This window comes from Streptomyces sp. WZ.A104 (assembly GCF_002382885.1).
Classification (GTDB): Bacteria; Actinomycetota; Actinomycetes; order Streptomycetales; family Streptomycetaceae; genus Streptomyces.
Map to the genome: position 1 here is coordinate 126,985 of NZ_NWVL01000009.1, position 22,107 is coordinate 149,091.

At 69.3% G+C, this 22,107-nt stretch carries 10 protein-coding genes; 2 read left to right on the top strand and 8 right to left on the bottom strand.

Features of this window, described 5'->3' with window-relative positions; all coding sequences use genetic code 11:
• The 8 genes from CIB93_RS07420 to CIB93_RS07460 form a co-directional block, all read right to left on the bottom strand.
• Positions 1-978, bottom strand: a complete 978-nt coding sequence (locus CIB93_RS07420) for a hypothetical protein (RefSeq protein ID WP_107470949.1) — start codon at positions 976-978, stop codon at positions 1-3.
• On the bottom strand, positions 975-6,239 hold the full coding sequence (locus CIB93_RS07425) for an ATP-binding protein (RefSeq protein ID WP_096625271.1): 5,265 nt from the start codon (positions 6,237-6,239) through the stop codon (positions 975-977). The genes CIB93_RS07420 and CIB93_RS07425 overlap by 4 nt, the downstream gene beginning before the upstream one ends.
• A gap of 308 nt (positions 6,240-6,547) precedes the next feature.
• The gene (locus CIB93_RS07430; RefSeq protein WP_143660006.1) at positions 6,548-9,850 is read right to left on the bottom strand and encodes a hypothetical protein; all 3,303 of its coding nucleotides are present in this window, start codon (positions 9,848-9,850) and stop codon (positions 6,548-6,550) included.
• A 60-nt stretch (positions 9,851-9,910) separates the two neighbouring features.
• A complete protein-coding gene (locus tag CIB93_RS07435; protein ID WP_257002082.1) occupies positions 9,911-12,898 on the bottom strand; it encodes a DEAD/DEAH box helicase in 2,988 nt (995 codons plus the stop codon).
• A 552-nt stretch (positions 12,899-13,450) separates the two neighbouring features.
• On the bottom strand, positions 13,451-14,521 hold the full coding sequence (locus CIB93_RS07445; protein ID WP_096625279.1) for an AAA family ATPase: 1,071 nt from the start codon (positions 14,519-14,521) through the stop codon (positions 13,451-13,453).
• Positions 14,518-16,881: a Mu transposase C-terminal domain-containing protein gene (locus CIB93_RS07450; protein WP_096625281.1), complete on the bottom strand. Its 2,364-nt coding sequence runs from the start codon at positions 16,879-16,881 to the stop codon at positions 14,518-14,520. The genes CIB93_RS07445 and CIB93_RS07450 overlap by 4 nt, the downstream gene beginning before the upstream one ends.
• A complete protein-coding gene (locus CIB93_RS07455) occupies positions 16,866-17,528 on the bottom strand; it encodes a hypothetical protein (RefSeq protein ID WP_143660007.1) in 663 nt (220 codons plus the stop codon). Before CIB93_RS07455 ends, CIB93_RS07450 begins: the two co-directional genes overlap by 16 nt.
• 271 nt (positions 17,529-17,799) lie before the next feature.
• Positions 17,800-18,780, bottom strand: a complete 981-nt coding sequence (locus CIB93_RS07460) for a TniQ family protein (RefSeq protein WP_096625285.1) — start codon at positions 18,778-18,780, stop codon at positions 17,800-17,802.
• 191 nt (positions 18,781-18,971) lie between these two features.
• On the opposite strand from CIB93_RS07460, the gene CIB93_RS07465 reads away from it, so the two are divergent.
• Together CIB93_RS07465 and CIB93_RS07470 are read left to right on the top strand one after the other, a co-directional pair.
• Complete coding sequence (locus CIB93_RS07465; RefSeq protein WP_179500014.1) at positions 18,972-21,404, top strand: DEAD/DEAH box helicase; 2,433 nt, start codon at positions 18,972-18,974, stop codon at positions 21,402-21,404.
• A 132-nt stretch (positions 21,405-21,536) separates the two neighbouring features.
• On the top strand, positions 21,537-22,107 hold a 571-nt coding region (locus CIB93_RS07470), incomplete at its 3' end, for a transposase (RefSeq protein ID WP_179500015.1).

Genomic DNA, 22,107 nt, shown 5'->3' on the forward strand with positions numbered 1-22,107 from the left:
CTAGGACTTCGGGGCCGTGTCGCTGAGGCTGTACCCGCAGATGCCGCCTGTGGGTTGAAGTCCGAGCGCCGCCACGACGCTGGCGGCGGGTGCAAGGACGTACGGGGGCAGGCCGGGACCGCTGCGGCGCGGGGGCGCGTCGACCATGGGCGTGGCGCTGGCGTCGGTGATGGCCACGAGGGCCTGGTCCGTGGTGCTGATGTGCTCGGCTGCCGCCTCCGGCCGGGTGAGGGCAGGTGCCAGGCGCTGCAACGGGCGGGTCCACAGCTGCCAGGGAGCCTGGGAGACGGGCAGCGTACCGGGTGGTGGATCGTCGTCGGCAGCTTCGAGACCGACGATGATCAGTACTTGGCGGGCGGGCTGGTCTGGGTAGCGGCGTGCGGGAGTGCGTTGCCGCTCGATCAGTCCGATCTGCACCCAGCCCGCGTGTGGCCCGTCGTCCACCCGGGCGAAGGCCCGGGCGGCTTCCGGCAGGGACCGCAGGCCCGCGACCGAAGCGAGACCGAGCGGCGGCCAAGGCTCTTGCTCCTGGTGGCTGTCGCTGAACCAGGGCGCGGGATCGAGTGACCAGCCCAGCGCCCCGGGGCGGGTCAGGGGCCGGGGAACGCGGGCGAGTTCGCCGCGCAGGGCCGGTCGGGCATCATCGCGCAGGCGTGCGGCCGCGCCGCGTTCGAAGGCCTGGGCGTTGACCAGGTGTCCGGCTTGGGCGAGCGCGGCACGCAGGCCTGCCGCGGCCTTCTGCAGGGCGTCTTCGGCGGTGGCCCGATTGGCGAGATAGGCGTCGGGGAACTGGTCGCTGCTGGGGTGGGTCAGCAGGTCCAGCTGGGTGCGCATCAGCGGCTCGAGATGGCCGGGGACGGCTGCGGCCACGAGGTCGATGACGGTCTCACGCAGCCCGGGAGCGTGGCCAGCGGCGTCGATGCGGGCGCCCAGGAAGCGGTCGACGAGGTGGGTCGCATAGCGCCGGGGGTCCTTCATGCGCTGTCCTCGCTGCTGAGATCGGCGGCGATGGCGTGGGCAAGTGTCGGATGGGCCGCGGTTGCCGGAGGGGAGGGCGGCTGATGTCCGGCGAGGGTGAGGACGGCGGAGGCTTCCACCCGCACGGACAGCATGTCGCTGGTGCACAGGGCCACGAGCTGCTCATGCAGAGCGGCATCCAGGGGCCCGTCCGGCAGATGGCTGTGCAGGACGGTCAGGAGCCAGGTCAAAGGCCCGGCGCCGAGGTCGAAGGACAAGACGTGCGCCAGCGCGGCCTGTGTCTGGCGGGGGCGGGCGGCCAGCAGGACCGTCGCCGACAGCAGGGCGCGGCGCTTGTCGCCGCGTTCGGGCAGGGCGATGGTGGCCACGGCAAGGCGGCACAATGCGGTGTCGATGTCGTGCTGTGCGGTCGGCTCCGGCACTGGCTGGTAGGCGCCGTCGCTGAGGCAGGCATCGCCGGGCAGACGGTGGGCGATGACGTCATACGCGGCGTCCCAGCAGGCGAGCGCGTCGGCAGCCGGGGGCCGGGAGACGTCTGGGGGCTGGATGGCGAACGCCGAGACCAAGGCCTGGCTGACGCCGACGGTGCGTCCGTAGGACGGGTTGGCGACGGCGCTGGCCACATGGTCCGCGAGGTCTTGCCTTGCGACAGCGGCATCCGCGGTGTGCGCCTGCTGCCATAGCTCCAGGCGGTCGTTGCCGGCGAAAGACCGCCATCCGCCGCCGCCTCGGATCTTGGTGTAGGCGAGCATGCCGGCCGTCGCGGCGAGCGGGCCGAAGACGTCGGGGGCGATGCCACGGCGCAGATGAAGCCCGGCAGCCACATCGGCGAGGACATCGACGGGGCCAGAGGCGCTCATCTCCTGGGCGATCCGGTGCAACAACTGGGCGGCCTCGTCGGGACCCTGGCGTTCAGTGACCTCCACCAGCCGCCATCCGACCGCGTTGGCCAGCGCATCGGCCGACCACCGGGGCCCCGTGGGATCGTCGTACGCCTTGCTGCTGCAGTCACGGACCGCGGCGAGGACACCGGCCGCGCCTTGCGGCAGCACGGGGCGCTGCTGGGCGTGCAGAAAGGCGCCGGTGGGGTAACGCCTATGGGAGCCGGACCAGTTGCGGGAGGATGTGCTGGGCACGGGCCTGGGCGTCCAGGGCGGGCCGCCCTCACCGCCCAGACGCTGTGCCGCCGCACGCAGGGCAGGACTCGGCGTGTCCCCGGCCAGGTGCGATGCGTGGATCAGTGTCTGGTCGTCGTAGGTGGAGGTGATCGCGTTGGCGAGCACCGGCAGGAGACGCAGAGCATGGGCTGCGTCGTCGCTGGGCAGGTCGGCGAGCCTGCCCAGCAGGGCGATGTCGGAGTCGAGGCTGCGGCCACGGGAACCTGCGGCGATACGGAGCGCTGCCAGGACGACGGGGTCGGCTGAGTCGGCCTGCATGGCCAGCAGCTGCTGGTGGGCCGCGTCCACCCGGGCATCGGGCAGTCCCGGCTCGGTCAGCAGCACCAGGGCGGCCAGCTGCGAGGCGGCTCGCGGATCCAGGCGCGCGAGAAGACGCCACCACTCCTGTGGTGTTCCCGCCGTGCCCCGTCCGTCGGTGCATTCTGCAACGAGATACACGAGCGGCTGCGTACGTGCCAGCCGTACCCGTGCCTGGACGGGGTCGGCCTGCACAAGCTGGGGGAGTGGATCCAGCAGTTCCTCGATGGTGATGTCCTTGTGGCCGCCATAGGCGCCCATGTAGCGGGCGGCACGTTCCCAGCAGCGCCGCGCCTCGTCCGGGTCGTCGCAGGCGAGACTCACGCGGGCCATCTCGAGTTCGAAGTCGGCGTCCTCCGCATACATGGAACGGCGGTCGGCCTGCGCCGTGCGCAGTGTGCGCATCAGCTCGTGGATGATGTCGGACCCGGCCTGGCCCACGCTGTGGGCCAGCAGGGACAGCAGCTCCGTGGTGATCAGGGGACCGGACCCGGCCATGCCCATCAGGGATGTGGTGGTGCCTCGGCTGACGGTCTGCAGGGACGTGATGCTCAGGGCGACGTCGTTGCCGCGCAGCAGGGCGACCGCCTCGTGCAGCACCTGCCGCACGAGGCGGTGGATGTCGCCAAGCTCGCTGGCATTGGGTTGGCCCGTGAACGCGGCAGCGTGCTGGGCCAGTTGCTCAAGCGCCACACGGGCGGCAGTGGACGCACGCTCGGCGGGGATCCGGCCCGCATCGACGTCGCGGCCCAGACCGAGCGTGGTGACAGTGAACCGCAGCCAGGCACGATAGAAACCCTCGCCGTCCAGGAGGGCCAGCAGCCGGGTGGGCGCCTGCGGATCAGCGGCCTGGGCCACCTCCAGCAGCTCCAGCCACCTGCTGACCGGCCCCGACAGATCGCCGTAACGGCCAGTCAGCACCGCGTGGGTTGCTTCCTGAAGCACCGTGGTGACGTCGTCCCCGCGGAAGACCTCCTCGGCCAGGTCAGCCACCGGCACGCCCTGGTCCAGTAGACGTCGTAGGCCGCACGGAGCGCTGGCCCAGGCCGCGACGGCCAGTGTGCGCGCCGACGGCAGTATCCCGCCCGCGCCGTCGTGGGCGTCGGCGAGATGCAGCAGAAGGGCCGCACGCCGCTCGGGACGCTCGATGAGCGCCGCGCTCTCCAGCAGCGGCTCGGCGCCGAGGCAGTCCAGCAGCACACCGAGCGCCGGTTCGGGGGAGTCCAATGCCTCCTGATCAAGGAACCGGGCCACCCGCTGAGCAAGCGTGAGCGGGTGGCCTTCCGGCGACTCGCGCTTGTCGGTGCCATGGCCAGGCAGCCTGATCCGCCCACGCAACTCCGCCAGGAACACCGCCTCATCGCCCGCGGAACCGTCGTGGCCAGACTTACCACCGCGATCCTTGTCCCAGGCCGTCAGATACGCCTCCCACGGGGCGGCGAACCCGGCCCGGTCGACCGCTGCACACAACTGCAGGCCCCACCGCGCCGACAGCGTTGGCACACCCTCATACAGCAGGCCCGCCGCCGCATGGTCGGCTCCCGACAGCGCCACCAGCACATCCGCATACGGCACCAGGGAACCTGGCAGGCCTTCTTCCTCATAGGTCGACCGCGCCCGGCTCAGTTCGATGCAGCGCACCAGCGTCGGCCAATCACGGCACGCCGCCGCCCGCCGGGCGACGACGGCCAGGGTGTGGACGATGGCCTGCGGAGGCTGCAGGCCGGCGATCGCACGGGAGAGGAAGTCGGGCCCGATCAGCAGGGCCAGGTCCTCGTCACGGCCCAGAGCGGACAGGAGTTCGGGCAGGTGCCGGAAGGCACGCGCGTCCGTGAAAAACCCGCGCTGGGAAAGCCACTGGGCGGCCTGGGTCCGGACCTGGTCCACCCATCGGGAGTCACCCTCGGCCCGGCGCACGAAACGGCTGAAGCTCTCGTGGTGGATCTTCAGCCCGCCGATCCCCGGCTGCTGAGCGATGATCGGTGCCACCCTGGTCAGGGCGGCACCGATCATCATCGCCGGCATCGGGAAGATCTCCCCGAGCTCGTCCGCGCTGACAGCGAAGTCGCAGACTGCCAGCGTGCTGACCGCGTAACGCTGCTCGACCGTCAAAGTCTGCAGCAGATAGGCGTAGTAGTCGTCCAGGTCGTGCGCCGATGACGGAACCGCGCGCAGCCGCTCAAGGGGATCACCCACAGCGCCCGGCGCAAGCGATGCGCCAAGACCAGGAGCCGGGCCCACGGCCTGACGGCACAGATACGTGGCGTAAAGAGCGTTGCCTCGTGAGCGCTCCTCGATCAAGGTGACAGCGGCCTCAGCATCCGTGGCAGCCCCCAGAGCAGCAGCCGACGGCGCCAGCGCCGACAGCACACCCAGACGCTCCGCCAACGCACCCAGCTCGGCGCGGTCGAGAGGGGGAACGGTCAAACGGGCAGCCCGGGCGTCGACCGCCTCCAGATGAGGGCCGGGCTGACTGGCCAGGACCAGAACGGCGCCGGGCGGCAGGCTGAGCGAGGTGAGTTCCTCGACCAAGCAGGCCGCCGGATCCACCGGCCCACCGAACGCGCCGCCACTGTTGTGCCCAAGGACCCGGCTGACGTGATCGATCCCGTCCACGACCAACGCGACGGGCCGATCCGGGAGCAGGCCGCGCACAGCCGTGACCGCTGCCACGAGCGTCTCCTTGGTGGCCGCGTAGCGGGGCCTGACCTGCGCCACCGCCTCCGGTGCGGCGCTCTCCAGCTGCCGCAGCAGGCTGCCGATCACCACCTCGGTCAGCACCCGCTCACCGCGGTCGGCATCCGCAGCGCCGAGCCAGCAGTGATGCCGTACCGCCAGCCAGGTCTGGGCCAGTGCGTCGCCGAGCTGCTCGCACAACCACGACTTGCCGATGCCGGGAGCGCCGGTGACCACTACGACACCGCCCAGCTGCGCGGTGTCCTCCACGGCCGTGACCACTTTTGTGAGCACGGCGGGGCGGGCCACCTCGGTGGCCCGGTCCACGGGATGGCCCTCACGCACGGCCCCGAAGTCGGTCTCCAAACCCAGGCGGGGAAGCAGGTCCTCGACCGTCACGGTGCCCGTCCGGCTGCGGGCCGCCTTGGCCGTCTCGATGAGAGCCAGCGCCACGTCCTCGGCTGTACGGGTCCGGTTCGGCGGCCGTCCGGCACCGAGTTCCTCGGTGATGCGGTGCAGCAGGGCCGCCTCGGCCGACCCGGGCTCGCGGATGTTGAGCGAGCACGCCGCAACACCTGTGTCGACAATCAGACAGGCACAGGCACGCTGGAGCACCTCATCGCTGACAGTGGCGAGCATGGATTTCCACGGATCGTGGGCCCGAAGCGCAGCGGCGTCGAACCGGAACCGCTTGCTGCCCAGGCCGTGCAGCGCCGGGCCCGGGTCGATGCCGCTACTGACTGGCTGCAGCACCCGCATCAGATCAGGTTTGTCCGGCTCGGTGTCGCGGACCACGAGACGGTGTGAGGTAGCGGGCTGTGAGGTGAGGTCACGGTCGATGGAGGAGAAGAGGAGATCCAGGCGCAGACCCCGGCTGTCCTTGATGAAACTCTCCGCCGACAACGCGCGGTCGTGATCCGTGTGCTTGATCTGCAATCGCTCACGGCTGCCGGTGCCCCACTCGCACGTGATGTCATCGAACCGGTCCCCGGCGAACATCTTCGTGTCCACGGTCACCGACCTCGCACGTCCCACCGCCAGATCCACCAGACGCAGCGCGGTGAGTAGATCCTGGTAGGCGTAACCGAGGTGTGTCGGGCGCAACCCCATGGTTACCTCCAGCGTGGCGTGTCTGCGCACGCCACCCCCCGGCGCCCGCCACACTCACCCTAGGCGCTTCCGGTCACCAAGACCGAAACCGGCCGCGCGGGATGCGCGGACGCGGTATAGCGGCTCCCAGGCCCGGCTTGATCTCAGGGCGCCCCCTGGGCTTGCCCTCGATCTCTCACAGCGGCCATGTCCAGCGACGCGAGCCGTAGGTACCTCATCTTCAGATGGGAAAGGAAGCCAAGCCGCACACCGTGGCCGATGCGGTCACCTGACCGGGCCCTGACCTCAACCCGCCTGCGCCAGGGCGGTCATGGGCTGGCAGGGGGGTCTTTGTAGGCAGCCTCGATCGCACCGGCGTTGATCAACGCGATCCGCAGCTGTTCATGTTCGGCCGCGCCCTCCGCGGTGCTCTGGGCAAAGAGCAGGGCCGCATGCCCTTGGATCTCCTGCCGGTGGAAGACGTCCACCTGTGCGCCGAGCATGGCCGCGGCGATCAGCAGGGCATCGGCCGAATCGGGGTGGCGCGCTGCGCGCTCGGCGACCGCGTAGGGCGCCTCCACCTCCGGCTGCCGGGCAACGGTGCGGGCGGTCAGCTCCAGCCAGACGGCATCGTCGAGCCGGTCGGCGTAGGCAAACCGCCCCGCGCCGGTGAGAGCAGCGGGCTCCAGCTGTGCCTCGAGCGCACAACGCCACAACGCTGCCGCCCGCTCGGGCCACGGGCTTGTTTCCTCGCAGCCGATCACGGCCTGGGCGAGGCGGGACAGCAACTCGGACACCGCTTGGGGCCCGTCGGCCTGCGCGCCGAGCTCGGTCAATAGCGCAGGGGCCGGGCCCAGGGCTTCCGAGCCAGTGAGGAACGACAGGATGATCTTGTCGAGAGTGGGGATGCCGTCTGGGCCGGCCGCCGTCTGCAGCAGCGCAGTGCGATCCAGGCGCGCCAGGATGCCGCTGTGCGGGCGCCCATGCTGCAGCCAGGTAGCGGCGGGCCGCCAGGGAGCGTCGAGCGTGCAGAGCTGGTCGGCCTGCTCCTCGGCCCAGGCCGCATCGACGTGCACCAGTTGGCCGAGACAGAAGCCGATGACCGACAGGGCCTGATCATCTGGCTCGCCCTCCAGCAGCCGGGCCAGCACAGCACGGACCGGGTCGGTCAGCTCCTGGCCGGTGCGCTGGGCCTGCTGGAGGCCCCAGGCGATCAGCGACAACAGCGCCGCCCCGCCCGGCTGATCGATCGCTGCCAGGAGCGGTTGCTGAGTGTCGGTACGGGGCTGCGTCCAGCCGGTGACCAGGCCTTCCAGCCACTCGACGGTGCCCTCTGCCGCACCCGATGAGTCCTTCAGCAGCAGGCCGTTCTCCCATGCCCGGTGCAGCAGGTTGCAGATCACCCGCTCCAACTGCCGTGCGCCCGGCGTGTCCTGCCCGGCTGCCGGCCGGGTGGCGAAGGCGGCCTCGGCGATCGCAGCGAGCTCCGCGTCTGTGATCTTCCCTTCACGGGCGGCCCGGTGCAGGGAGTTGAAGTAGGCGGCCAGCACGGCCGGGTCGCCGGCCGCGGCGGCCGCCACGCCGCCCGGGGCGCGGGCCCACAGCTGCGGATCCTGGGCCACCAGGTCACTGAGCAGGCCGGCGCGAGCGTCACTGGCGTCGACGTCGGTGCGCTCGACGGGTGCGGTGGTCAGGTGGCCGGCCGCGGCGGCCGGACCTTCCTCCGCCGCACGGGCAGCGATCACGTCCGCTGACAGACCGCCGTGGCTCTCGACCCAGGACGTGATGTGCATGACCGGCTCCGGACGCGCCGGCGCGGGCTGCCCCGCCAGCGCGGTGAGCATCTCCAGCAGCGGCCGCCACGGCTCGAGCACCTCCGGCGCCAGGACCGGGGACAGCTCCCAGACGGTGCGCCAGGCAGACGGCAGCGAGACATGCGCCGTCTCGTATGTGTCCTTCCAGTCGGCGATCTCCTGCGCGGACGGTGCCTGTCCAAGACCCTGGGCCAGCACGCTGTGCAGCCCGGCGCGGTGCTGGTCGGGGCAGGCGTCCTTGAGCAGGGCGAGGAAGTCCGCGACATCAGCGCGCGGGGACCCGGCAGCCGCAAGCCGACCCGCCAGTGGGACGGCCTGCTCCCACCAAGGGCCGGACGACGCCGCGTCTGTCCGATCGCGGTCGTAGCTCTCCAGCAGGACGACGGAGCGCAGCCGGTCGGCCACCGGGCCGGCCGGCAGCTTGTTGTCCAGCCCCCGCAGCCGCACGGACAACGGCACGCCCAGCCGGGCGTCCTCGCGGGCCAGGTCGAGCACGGCGCGCATCAGCGTGAACAGCACGCTGTCCGGCGGATCGGCCAGAGAGATCTCCCTCAGATCGTCGACCAGGCTGACCTCCCACTTGTCAGCTTCCGATAGGTGCACGGCGAGCACGGACGCCAGGGCGGACCGGATGATCACTCCCAACCTGTCCCCGTCAGAACGTAGTTGGCCCTCAAGGTGTGCGGTCTGGGCCAGAGCGCCCGCCAGTTGCGCCGCCTCCCAGGACTCCTGGGCGCCGAAGGACGGCTGACGCAGCACGTCCTCGACGACGCGGACCCACTGCCCGGTACGGTCGGACACCGGGACGTCCCGAGCCCAGTAACTGATGCGCAGCAGCACATGGCGGTCCTGCCGTGCCCTGGCGATCTGCTGCAACACCCCACACGCCTTCATGCCCGCCTCGGCCACCAGGCTCACCGCCATGCCGACCGCGCCCGGGCCGCGCGCCTCGATCGTGGCACGATGCTGCTCCACCCAGGCGCATACTCGCGCCGGGTCGGCTGCGAGTTGGCGCCGCAGGTAGGGCAGGGCCGGCCAGCGTGACGCCTCCGGCAGCAGCCGGTCCAGCGGCAGCAGGCCAAGCCAGTTCCGGCTCACTGCCGCTCGGAAGAAGTAGCTGCCGGCACGCGGGTCCGACATCGAGGCGATCTCGGCGGCATCCTGCGTCGAGGGCTGCTCGCTCGACGCCAGCTGCCGCAGCCGCCCGGCACGCTCCGGAAGTCCCAGGAACAGCTGCTCAAAGGCCACCACCACGCCCTCGAACCGCTCGCGGGACTCCTCGGGCGTGGCGCCCGACCCGTGCACGACGCCAGAGGTGTCCCGGTAGAACCGGGTCCAGGAGTTGCGCACCGCCTCGGCTTCCGCCAGCCCCATCTCCTGCCGGGTCAGCTCCTGCACGAGGTGGCCGATCTGGCGTATGCGCCGTCCGCCCGGATTGCCCTCCTCCGCCCGCAGGGCATCGACCGCGGCGGCCAGGACGTCCAGCAGCTCGTCGGGGACCTGCTGGTCTGTGCGCCAGACATCGACGGCCGCATTGGCGGCATCCGTGACGGCTCTCGTCGCAGCCTCGATGCCCTCGATGTCTTTCGGCGCCAGGTTGAGGATGCTGTCGATCGCCCCCCTGCAGCAGGACTGGGCGACCTCGTACGGAGCGTTCCACCGAGGCGGATCGGACAGGACCGCAGCCGCATCCCGCAGGAGGTTTAACGCCCGCTCACCGTGAGGCCCTTGAGCGGTCAGCGCCATGGACAGTTCCGTAGAGACGGTGAAGGCGCTCTGGCTGGCAGTGCCGCCCGTCGAGCTGTTCGCGACAGTCACTCGGCCACCGTAGCGGTCCACGTGCCGGACACTCCCAGGAGGCGTACCGTGCCTGCCGCACTAGCGGCTGCAGTAGACGGTGAAGTCGCCGGCGCTGGTGTCCCGGACGAATTTCTCCGCGCCTGCGAGCAGCAGGAGTTGCTCGTTGGTGGCTTTGCTGGCCTGCAGGCCTGGCTGGGCGATGATTGTGTGGAAGCGGGGTCGTAGCAGGCGTGCCTGGTCACGGATGGTGAACAGGGCTCTGGGGCCGCCGACTTCGTAGGGTGAGATACCGCCGTTGCGATGCGTGTACTGGATGGCCCGGCTGTGCAAATGGTCCAGCAGTGGCAGAGCGTTTCCGCGCCGCCACTTGGCACTGCGCATGGCCTGGCCACACACCTCGTACAGGTCCTCAACCCGTCTGCCCGGAGTAGGCGCGTGCGAGTACTTGCAGTGCACGAGCGTCACATCCAGATGGCGGCCGTCGACCTTGAGGCCGACGAGGTCGGCAGCCTCCCCCGAACCGTCGTCGTCGACAAGGACGTCGAAGGAGCCGGTGGCCTGCAGGTGGGCCGACATGTAGTACTGGATGGAATCGGTGCGGCGCTCCGCCCTCTGTGACTCCTTGCTCAAGTCCACATGCCGCCAGTCCAGCGGGGTGAGCAGGGACGGGTCGTAGGGGCGGCGGGTGTAGTTCGGGGCGATGAGTTTGCCTTCCTCATCGATGAGGCGATCGCCCTCCAGGAAGAGATCAGGCTTGTGCGCGTTCAGCCATTCCTCCAGCGGCTGCGGCTCGGCCCTGGGGCCGCTGGAGACGATGACGGCATCTTGCTCGCGCGGCCGGTAGACCAGACCTTTGGCCTCGTAGTCTGCCTGGTAGGAGACGCGCCAGGCGGGGGTCGTCAGGGAGAACCGGAAAGGGCCGGTGGGGGAGAAGTCATCGACCTCGAAGTTCACGTCGATGAGGATATAACGAACATTTTCGTAGGTGAGGGTGTACCGGTCACGGGAGCCTAGGAAGACCTGCTGGTGCCACCCCACGCCCAGCAGTGCATACGGCGGCCGCGCGGTGATGTCCTTGGGGATGATGAACCCGTCGAAGATCTGCTCCAGGTTGATGGTGCTGTCCAGCAGCTTGGTGCCCTGCTGGTCGCACCAATCGGTCCAGGCTTTCAGGCTCGGCGCGGTGCTGGGGGACCAGAAGCGACCCGAGTGCGCCGCGCAGATCGAAACGCTGTCACCGTCGTCGAAGCCGGACGTGGCGATATGGGTCTGACTCTTGTGCTCCTGGGCGGTGGTGAAGCCCTGCGAGACATCGCTGCCGACGTGGAGGGAGAAACGCGTGAAGTAGTCGCGGGCGTCTTTGAGGCCCACGTTGGTGGGGACCAGCCGGTCCAGGCGGGCCAGCACCCGGAAGGTGCGCTTGCCGTTGATCAGTTCGCAGTCCTCGCCCAGCATGGCCTCGGCCAGATCCTTGTAGGTACTCGACTTCTCCGAGCCGTGGATGTACAGCAGCCGCCTGGTGGTGTCGAAGTAGAGCACGATCAGTTCGTAGACGACCTGTTCCAACTCCCGAGGTGCGCCCCAGCGTACGGGGGTGCGGCGTTCGATGACGTACCAGGCCACGGGGGAGTCCTTGCCGCCCAGGGCCATAGCATCGTCTAGGACACGCTCGTTGTCCTTACACAGCGCGAGGGCGGCCTCGGGTCTCCACTGGGCGGTGGCCGCGCGGTAGGCGACCGCGCTCATCTTCGGCTCCAGCACGCTGACCGCCACGTCCTCGGGCGCACCGGTGAACGTGGTGTCGAAGGCGCTGGTCTCCTCCGCGGCCAGGGTGGCGCGGTCGGTCAGATCGCGCAGCAGATGATTCCAGTCGGCGTCCTCGCGCAGCAGGCGGCGCAGCGGTGAGGTGCCAGTGCCCGGTTCCTGCGCGACGAACACCGTGGCCTCCCCCAGCCCGTCGGCGGCCCGGGTGAACCGGCCGATGAACTGGATCATCGGGCTGAGGCTCTTGCGGGCCGCATGCATGGCGGCGATCTTCAGGGCGGGCTCGTCGAATCCCTCCCCGAGCATGTCGACGCAGATGATGATGCGGCACTCACGCTTCCGTAGTGCCTGCACGGCCGCCTTGCGGCGCGCGACGCCCACGTTCTGGTGGACCACGGTGGGATGGAACTCAGGCGCCAACTGCTGGTAGAGCGAACCGAGTTCCTCGGCCTTCGGGATGCTCTCGGCCCGCGCCATCAGAAGGTGGTCCTGCCCGGCTTCCCGATCGGCGCGCAACTGGCCCACGGCCAGTTCCGCCAGTTCCCGGTCGACGTCCTCGACACCGAATACCGCCCGGTAGTTGATTTGCCGGAAGTACTCCAGCCGCTGGGCCTCCCGCAGAGGAAATCGGAACACGGTACGGCCTGGCAGGCGGCGCCCGTCCTCCCGAAACGGGGTGGCGGTGAACAGCAACACCGGCCGGTCGGAGAAGTCATCGATCACCCGTGCCCACGTGTCCGCGGGGGAGTGATGCGCCTCGTCCACGATCAGATGGGAGAACGACGACAGCAGCGCCATCCGCACATTCCCCACGCTCCTGCTGAGGATCTGCGGGGTGGCGACGACGACGTTGCACGCCTGAACGAAGCGAGCTGCTTCTTCCGCGTCCTTGAACCCGTGCTCGAGTCGGCCCACCCGGGGCCGCAACGCGGCAGGCGTGACGATCTCCTCCTGCTGCAGGATGCCGAGCGTCTCGAACTTCCCCGCGATCTGGTCCCGCAAAGCGGCACTGGGCACCAGCACCAGCAGCCGCTCCATCCGCGCGGCCACCAGCAGGGCCAGCATGGTTTCCGTCTTGCCGGTGCCGGTGGGCATCACCACGATGCCCGGATCGCCAAGGCCCGAGGCCCAGTGCCCCAGCACTGCGTGCAGGGCACCGATCTGCGGGCGGCGCAGGCTGCGGGGCTCGCCGTGCGGGCGGAATCCTATGGCTTCCCGATACGACTCGACCACCGCATGCGGCGGGTGCGCCGTCCGGCTGCCCTGCCAGTGCACCTCCTGGCCGGAACGGTCGGGCAGCACAGCGGTCAGCCCGTCGGCCGCCTCCGCTGCCGCGTGTACCGCGGGCCAGCTGCCGTAGACGTTGGACACCCGCAGAGCCCCGGCCTCGCCGCTGGCCTGCAGCGTGCCGCCGGGAACCAGCAGTTGGCGGACCTTGTTGCGCTCGTATCTCTCTTCAGCCCATACGGGCTGCGTGCTCACGTTCATCCAAGTGCTCTCTGTTGCAGATCCGGGCGCGAACCCGTGGCGATGTGAGTGCAGAAGGCGAAAGGGTCACGACACCGGTCGATGTCGCTAAGACCCGTGCCAGCGTTTCAGCGGAGGTGTCCGCGCTCGAGGGAGTGCGCAGGGACGTTGAGGAAATCCTGGACCCAGCTGTCCGGGTGCAAGGCGGTCGGGACACTGGCGGGCGCCCTGTCCCCGAGCTCACCGGTGACTTCGCTGTACTTGCGGTCGTACAGCCACAGCACGTCGTGGTGGAAGGGGCCTTCCGCAGTGCCGTGCAGCTTCAAAAGTGGAACCCACGGCCCGGCCTGCCCCATTTCCCGTCGTGTCAGCTCCGGCAAGTGAGAATTACCGGCTGTCGCTGCGGCCGATGCGGATGTCGTCCAAGAGCCGTCTGGTGATGGCTTCCGGTGTGGTGTCGGTGGCGGTTTCGATGGCTTCCTGGGCGGCCTGGCAGATCAGGTCGCTAAGGGAGGCGATGTAGCCGCCGGTGCGCTGGTGGAGGTAGCGAGAGAGTTTCAGCAGGGAGTGAGGCTTGTGGTCGTACAGGCACAGGTCCTCGTCGAAGCCCTGGACGACGCTGTGCCAGTCCTCGCCGTAGGGGATGGTGCCGGCCCACAGCACTGGCAGGTCGCTGAAGTAGGTCTTGCCCTTGACCGCGTCGGGCAGATTCTTGCGCCGCTTGTCGTAGCGGGCTTCGTGGACGATCTCACGGGCGCCAGTACCGCAGAAGACGAATGTGGTGTTGGTGCGGTCCTGCAAGGCTTCGAAGTAGCTGAAGGCGGCCGCGATCTCGTTGTCCTGGATGCGGTTGATGCCATCGATGAGGACGAGCCGGGTCTTCGCCTGGCGCATCACGTGGGCGACGGGCTCGGTCATGTCGGCGGTGCGGCGGTTGCGGTCGTCCGGGTGAAGGGTGTGGTTGAGGCCGAGGAACTCGGCGAAGGGCAGCGACCAGTGCAGATTGCTCTCCCGCTCGGGCGGGACGGTGATGTAGATGACGGGGATGCGGTTGGGGTCGGGGCCCAGGTCCGATTCGATGAGGCCCTGAAAGCCGCGGCCGATCTGCACCAGCAGTGTGGACTTGCCAGTGCCCCGGTCCCCGTCGATGATCATGTCCGTGGCGCGTCCGACGCTGCGGAAGCGATTCTTGCGCAGCTGGCGCCGTGCGTCCAGCAGGCCCCGCCACAGCGCCGGTGTGGCCACCGGGAGCATCTCGGCGTGGTACATCAGGCGGGGATCCCGCGGGCCGACCTTGGTGCCCTTGGGAGCCCAGTCGGCGCGCTTGGGGGCGGCCAGTTGGCGGGAGGCTGTCTGGTTCCAGCCCTCCCGGGTGGTGAGCTGTGGCGGGTCGATGGACTGGGTGACGGCTTCGGCCACGCCGGGGCCGAAGGTGTGGACCAGGTTGTCTCGGCTCACGGGTTTCCTCCGTCGTCTTCTTCGTCACCCAACGCGTCCGGGGATCGGGCGGGGGAGTGGATCATGCCGAACACCTCGGCTGCGCCGCCCCGCAGGCTGAGGGCACCGCTCCTTTGCGTGTGGGCGGATCCTCGCGGATCGTCGTCGGGGCCCGCAACGCCTCCAGCGTCGGCTGGTTCGGATTCCGGGTCCTGCCTGGTTTCGGCGTCAGGCGGACCAGCCGGCGGGGGAGAGGCGGGCCGCGTCGCATGCATGAGGTGTTCGGCGGCCATGGTGAGGGCCGGTGCGCGGACGACGGTGGCGGGGTCGGGGTCGGGGATGCCCTCGTACGGGTCGACCACCGGCACGTCCAGATCCAGTGCGGGCCCGGTGAACAGCTGCGGTACCCGCGGGCGCGGTACGTCGGGACCGCGGCGGGCCCGCTCGCGCAGGGCGGACACCTCGCGGGCGATGCGCCGCTCGTCCTCCTTGCGGCCGCCGTCCTCGAGTACGTTGAGGGTGGCCTGCTCCCACGTCCACTGGGTCCACTCGTCGCTGATGAGCCGCTGGTGGATGAATTCCGCCTCCACCCAGTCGTCCTTGGTGTGGTCCCACAGCCACACGAACCGTGGGGCGTAGGGGCTGTAGCGGATCTGCCAGCGCTTGCCCTGTCCGGCAATCCCGGTGTGCCGGCCCTTGTACTCCTGCAGGGCCTGGTTGTTATAGGTGCGGTTGCCGATCCTGACGCCCTTGTCGGTCACCTTCAGATGCTGGAACGGCAGCAGCTTGCGGTTCTCGTGCGGCGTCAGCGTCAGTGGCACATGGCCCTCGGCGGCCACCAGAGTGGCGTACATCCGGTTCGGGCTGATTGTCAGGCCGGGCAGGAACGGGCTGCGCAGCCCGTCGTGCGGCTTTTGCTGCCAGTCCAGGGCGATCCACTCGTTGAGGAGGTCCTGCAGCTCGTTCAGGCTCCACAGCGGTCCGTCGGTGACGTGCTTGCCGCGCCGCCTCAGGTCGGAGCCGGTGTAGCCGGCGACGTGCTGCGAGAACCGCCGTTTGATCGCGTTGAAGGTGCTCTCGATGATGGCCTTGTCGGTAGCGGTGCGCTCCCGGGCCGGACGCACCTTGATGTGCAGCATCCGGCACACGTCGTCGAAGTGCTCGCTGTTGAAGATCTTGCCGTGGTCGACGACGACCATCCTGGGGCGGATTACCGGCCGCGCGGCCGCACCGACCGTCCGCGGATCGCACGCCACCAGATCCGCGTACGGCATCTCAGAGCGCTCCGCCAGCGCCTGCGGTGACCATCCGGGCCGAGCGGGCATCGGGGCCAGGGCCTGGGCCAGCATAAGTACCGCGTCGAAGGAGCGGGTGGCGCGTCCGCCCAGCCGCCGCCCCCGCGGGCCGCGGCCCGGCACCTTCGGCACGATCATCGCGCCGATGATGGTCCTCGATGCCACGTCGATCGCCGCGGTCAGCTCCACCTGTACGGGCCGTCCGTCGTCGCCGATCGCGATGATGTCCAGGCCGGTGGAGTCGATCTGCACCTGCTCGCCCAGCCGCCGCGCGATGGTCGGCGTATACGGGGGCACGGCGCCATTGGCCTCGTCCAGGCGCCGATCGGTGGGCCAGTGCAGAGCGTCCACGCTGACGTCCAGACGCTTGAGCAGCCGGTAGAAGGTCGCCCGGGACACCATCAGCTGGTCGTACTCGGCTTTGTATTCGCGTTGCACCGCTGCCTGCAGCCGGTCATACAGCCGGCTGGCGTCCCCGTCGGATTCCCCGAGCCCGGCCTTGACCTCCGCCAGCAGCAGCTTGACCACCCGCTCGTCGGTGCGCCCCCAGGGCGAGCCCGGCACGATCTCGCGGATCAGCCCGAAAACGCCGCGCGCCTGATACGCGCGGCGGCGCCGCTCGATCGTGCCGGCCGAGGCGTGCTTGAAGCCCAGCGTCTTCATCTCTGCTGCCTTGACGGCCAGACGCTGGCGCACGGTGAAGAGGTGGGGGTCGTAGCCGGGGCGTGGTACCGCGCCCTCGTCGGCATCCGGGGGCACCCCCTCGTCGATCTCCCGCAGATGGCGTTCCCAGTCCCGCACCAGCTTGGAGTCGGCTTCCGACAGGAGGGACAGACGGCTGGTGTCCGTCACCTGTTCCCGCTCGAGTTCCTGCAGGTCCGCGTCCAGGAGAGCGAAGTCGTCGGCGCCGACCACTGCCTCGACCAGGGCTCGGGCATCCGCTCCCTGTTCGTCCAGGCAGCCCAGCTGCACTTCTGCGCCCTGCAGCACCAGGACCCGGTAGGTGCCGCCCTGCCAGCGCAGCCTCGCCCCGAGCCGCAGCCCGGCCTGCTCTTGTGTGTCCGTCTGCCTCACGGCTGTTGCCATCGCCTTCGTGCCTCCTCGGCATCAGCAGTCTGGCTAACCCACACCGGCGAGGTCGGCAGCAGCGGCTTGGTCCAGTCACCCGTCAGCTCGCCCGTCCGCACCAGATGCCACGCATACCCCGTCGCTTTCAGCCCAAGGCCTGAGGCAAGGGCCCCCACCTGCAGCGGACGCGGAAGGGCGAACACCTCCAGCAGGACCCGGCGGACGTGATCGTCGGGGACGAACTCCGGGCCGCTGAAGTGCGCGGCACTTTCCAGCGAGGACTGCAGCACCCCCTGCGGCACCTGCAGCGGGCGTATCTCCCAGCCCGCCTCATCACCGGTCTGCCGCAGCACCCGCTCCTCCACGCCCGACTCGTTGCGGGGCGGACGCGCGAAGACCAGCCTGCGGGCATCGCGGGTGCGGGCGACGAAGGCAGGCTCCACGGTGCCGCGCCGGCCCTTCAACTCCCAGTGCACCTGCACCACACCAGACTGGAAGCACACAATGTCCGCATCGAAGTCGAGAAGCATCGCCGCAGCCATCTGCACCGTGCTCGTGCACAACACCACCTGCCCGGTGGTGGCCGAGACCCATTTGGTCAGAATGGAGCGGCGGCCCTGGTAGGCGCGCGGCTCGGACAACCGCCGCCGCTCCTCCAGCGGCACACCCCGCACCCCAGCCGGCTCAACACGGCACGTGCGCCCTGCCGCGCTGCGGTACTGCACCTGTATGTCCATCGGCCAGGACGTGCCCCTTCCGTACCTGCCTCCCACAAGCCACGGCGGGAACGGCACTGGACCGATGCTAGGCGACACGCAGACGTTGTGGCAGTTCATCCCTGCCATTTCTGCCCGGGCAGTGGCTGCAGAGTGGTTCCCTCACCGTTGCGCTGGCTGGGCGGCACCGGCGTTGCGGATGCCATTCGCCTGTATGCGGTCAGCCATAGAGGCGGGGGCCACGGGCCAGCATCTCCCAGGGGAGGCAGGTGAGTTTGTCCACGGGGGCCATCTCGGGCACGGCGGGCTGGTGGGGAAGGCGGGGCTGCTGGTAGTGCCAGGAGGGCGGGCGCGGCGCACGGGTGAGCGGCAGCGGAGGAGGCTGCAGCGGCTGATGCTGCTCGCTCCATGCGTCCAGGGCCAGACTGAGCTGCAAAGTCAGATCGCTGCGGGCCTCCTCGCGCCAGCGACGGTAGTCGTCGTATACCAGCCGGTCCTCCAGACGCAGCCGCTCAAGCCTGGCCATGCGGTACGCGACGGCGACCGCGATGGGCAGCAGACGCAGCGGTGCGGTCCGGCTGCTGCCCAGCCTGGGCAGGCGCATTGCAGGGTGCGCCAGGACCGCGAAGGCGTCGGCGATCAGCAGTCGGCCCACCGGGCCCAGCTTCCTCACCAACTGGAGTCTGCGCATCTCGGCCCGCAGGACGTGCGGGCCGGGGGACAGGTCGATGAAAGGATGCCGGTCGCTGGGGGAGAAGTCATGGAAACGGGCGTGCTGGACGCAAATGTGCCACGGGTCCGGGCGGATGAGCCACACCGGATCCAGCACACCTCGACGGGCCGCGCACAGTGCACACCCGCGTACCAGGAACCCGCTGAGCGGCCGCCACGGCCATCTGTACGCTGCAGCCCCCGACCCCACGGGCAGCAGATGCTCTTCCCGCAGACTCGCCAGCGCCCGCACCAGCTGATCCAGTGGGCGCCCGACCATCTCAGCTAGCCGCTGGCGCGCAGCGGCGTTGAAATACAACTCGCTCACCCAGGGATCGACATCGGCGGCGGACCGACCCTTGCCCACCGTGGCCAGAAGGTGGGAGACGGACTGCCCGTGACGAGCCGCCAGCCGCGTCACGAAGGAACCGGTCGACTCGCCGTCCACCAGAGGCACCCGGTACGGCAACGGCCGTATGCGCTCCACCACTCACCCCCTCCGCACGCCGTGCCGCAAGACGCGCCCCGGAGTGAGAGCGCATGTGATCTCGGTAACGACTTTCCCGATTAGCCTTTATCAGCTGACGCGGCTGACGCAAGGTCGACCCAGAGCCCGCTGCACGGCCGCCTGAGGAGTGCGGCCGGACCGTGCTGCCTACCCCGTCGAAGGGAGCCCAGGCTGTGGCCGCGGCTAAACACCTACGGGTCCACCAGCGCGAGGCGTACGACGCCGCAGTGCGTGCCCTGTCCCGCATGTCCCGGGCCACCATCATCTCCGCCACCGGCACCGGGAAGACGATCACCGCCATCCGAATCGCCGAGCATTTTACCGAGCAGGGCAACATCCTCGTTGTCGTCCCCTCCCTGAACCTGGTCGGCCAGACCGCCCGGCACTGGAACGCCGACAGCCACATCGACCGCATGCTCGCCGTCTGCACACTCAAAGACACCATGGTGAACCGTTCCGGGAACCGTCTCGCCGTCACCACTAACCCGGCCCGCATCGCCCGAACCCTGGCCGTCTCGTCTAGTCCGGCCGTCGTGTTCACGACCTATCAGTCCCTCCCCGCGATCGTTCGCGCCCACCGGCACCACCAACTGCCACCCTGGGAGATCGTGATCATTGATGAGGCGCACCGCAGCAGCGGCAGCAGCACAAAGCAATGGGCGCTCATCCACCACGACCACGAGATCCCCGCAGCCCGCCGCCTCTACATGACCGCCACCCCCCGCCTGTGGAAGCCCGAAGACGAAACAAAACCCCGCCACCGCACCCAACAGCCCGACGAACCGACCGAACCGCTCGCCTCGATGGACGACCCCTCCATCTACGGTCCCGTCGTCTACAACCTCGGCCTCGCCGACGCCATCGACCGCGGCATCCTCGCCGACTACCGCATCGTCGCGCCAGTCATCACCGACGACGACCTACGCGACATCCTCAACACCAACGACATCACCCGCCGCCCCAACGGCCTGCGCCTGGCCGCCCTCCAGGTCTGCCTCCTGCACACGATGAGAACCCACCGCATCCGCCGCGTCATCAGCTTCCACAACCGCATTGCCTACGCCCGCCAGTTCAGCGAGACACTGCCCCGCACCGTCGAGGCCGCCGCCCCCACAACCCGCATCCGCCGCCTGTGGGCCCGCGCCCTCTACAGCGACCAGCCACCCCGCTTGCGTGCCCGGCTCCTGACCGAGTTCGAAGACACCCCCCTGCTGCGCCGCCGCTCCGGCCCCGCCGACCACGTCGATGGAGCCGTGCTATCCAACGTCCGGATCCTGGGCGAAGGAGTTGACGTACCCGATGCGGACGCCGTCCTGTTCGCCGACCCCAAACGCAGCGCTTCCGACATCATCCAGTCCCTCGGCCGCGCCCTGCGCCAGCCACCCGGTATCGGCAAAATTGCCGTCCTGATCATCCCCGTCTACATCGGCCCCCGCCAAAAAACCGAAGAAGCCATGAAATCCTCGGAGTTCGCCATCCTGTGGGAAGTCCTCAACGGGCTGCGTACCCACGACGCCCACTACTGGCGGCGTCTCGGCGGCGGCCACACCAATCTCAAGCGCATCATCCCCCGCCCACCACCGCCCGAACGCGCGGGAGAGGTTGCCTCCGCCACCCAGCTGCGCACCCACCTGGTCGACACCGGACTATGGGAGATCGGCTGGCAGGCCGCCGTCCGCTTCTTTGAACGCCGCAGACACCTCGACGTGCCCAGCGAATACACCGACCGCACCGGATACCCCTTGGGCCTCTGGCTGGGCCAGCAGCGCTCCCTCTACGCCCACGGAAGCCTCGACGCCCAGCGTGCTCTCGCCCTGACCAGCCTCAACATCTCCTGGCCGCACCCCGAAAACAGCTTCGAAGCCCACCTGGAACAGGCCATCACGTTCGCCGCCCGTCACGGCACCCTGGCCGTCACCCACGCCCCCACCCCGCGCGAGCGGCCGCTCCTGCGCTGGCTGGCCCGACAACGAGAATTGGCCGCCGACAACAGCTTGCACAGCGTTCGTATCGACGCACTCAACGCAGTCGACCCCTGGTGGAATCCGCCCTGGGGTGTGGCATGGCAGCACGACTACACCCACCTCACCCTCACCCCACACAGTGACCCTCCGACTCGCGCGCCAGTCTCCGGGCATGAGGCCGGCACTTGGCTGGACCACCAACTGACCCAACTGCACACCCTGCACCCCCAGCAGCGGCGGTTGCTTGCCCAACTAGCCGCCCAGCAACCGCACGTGCACCCTCACTCCATGTTGCTGCTGTCCGATCCCGCACCGCGCGCCCGCGCCTTCAGTCGCGGTCTGGCAGCGGCTCGCCAGTACCAGCAGCGCGAAGGCCACCTGAACGTCCCGTATAGCCACCGGGAAGACGTCCACGGCGACGAGGTCCGCCTCGGTCAGTGGTTGCGCAAATGCCGCGGTGACACCGCACAGATGACCGCGCCGCAGATCACAGCGCTCACCGCGCTCGGCATCGACCTGGCCCCCGTATTCCAGCCCGCCCACACCGCTCTGAACCACACCGACGACACCACGGACGACGATGCCGGGTGGCACGGACAGGATCTGTCGTGGACCCGACCACCTCCTGTTGCCCTTCGATGAGGGCACCGCACTTGCCCTCCACCCTCCGCCGGATTGCACGGACTTGTCGCCCGCCATGCGCATTCCCTGCCGCTGCACCGTGTCGGGACTGTAAAACGATCGGTGTAACTCCTGATCAAGGAAGATGCATCGATGACCAGCGACAACGTGACCGAGGCCGAGTCCGCCAAGGCCGCTGAGCCGCAGCCGGCGAGGAAGGTGGACGACCAGCCCATCGATGAGTTGGTCGGCCGGGCTCAGGCCGAGGGCCTGCAGCTGACCGGCGAGGGTGGGCTGCTGCAGCAGCTGACCAAGCGGCTCCTTGAGTCCGCCCTGGAGGGCGAGATCACCGACCACCTCGGCTATGACAAGCACGACCCGGCGGGGAAGAACGGCGGCAACAGCCGCAACGGAACCCGTGGCAAGACCGTGCTGACCGATGTCGGCCCGGTGGAGATAGCCGTGCCCCGTGACCGCGAGGGCTCCTTCGAACCGAAGATCGTCAAGAAGCGGCAGAAGCGTCTGCCGGGCGTCGACGAGATGGTCATCTCTCTCGCCGCGAAGGGGCTGACGACCGGCGAGGTCCAGGCTCACCTGTCCAAGGCCTATGGCGCCGAGGTGTCGCGGCAGACGATCTCCACGATCACCGACAAGGTCCTCAAGGGCATGGCCGAGTGGCAGAACAGGCCCCTGGACCCGGTCTATCCAGTGATCTTCATCGACA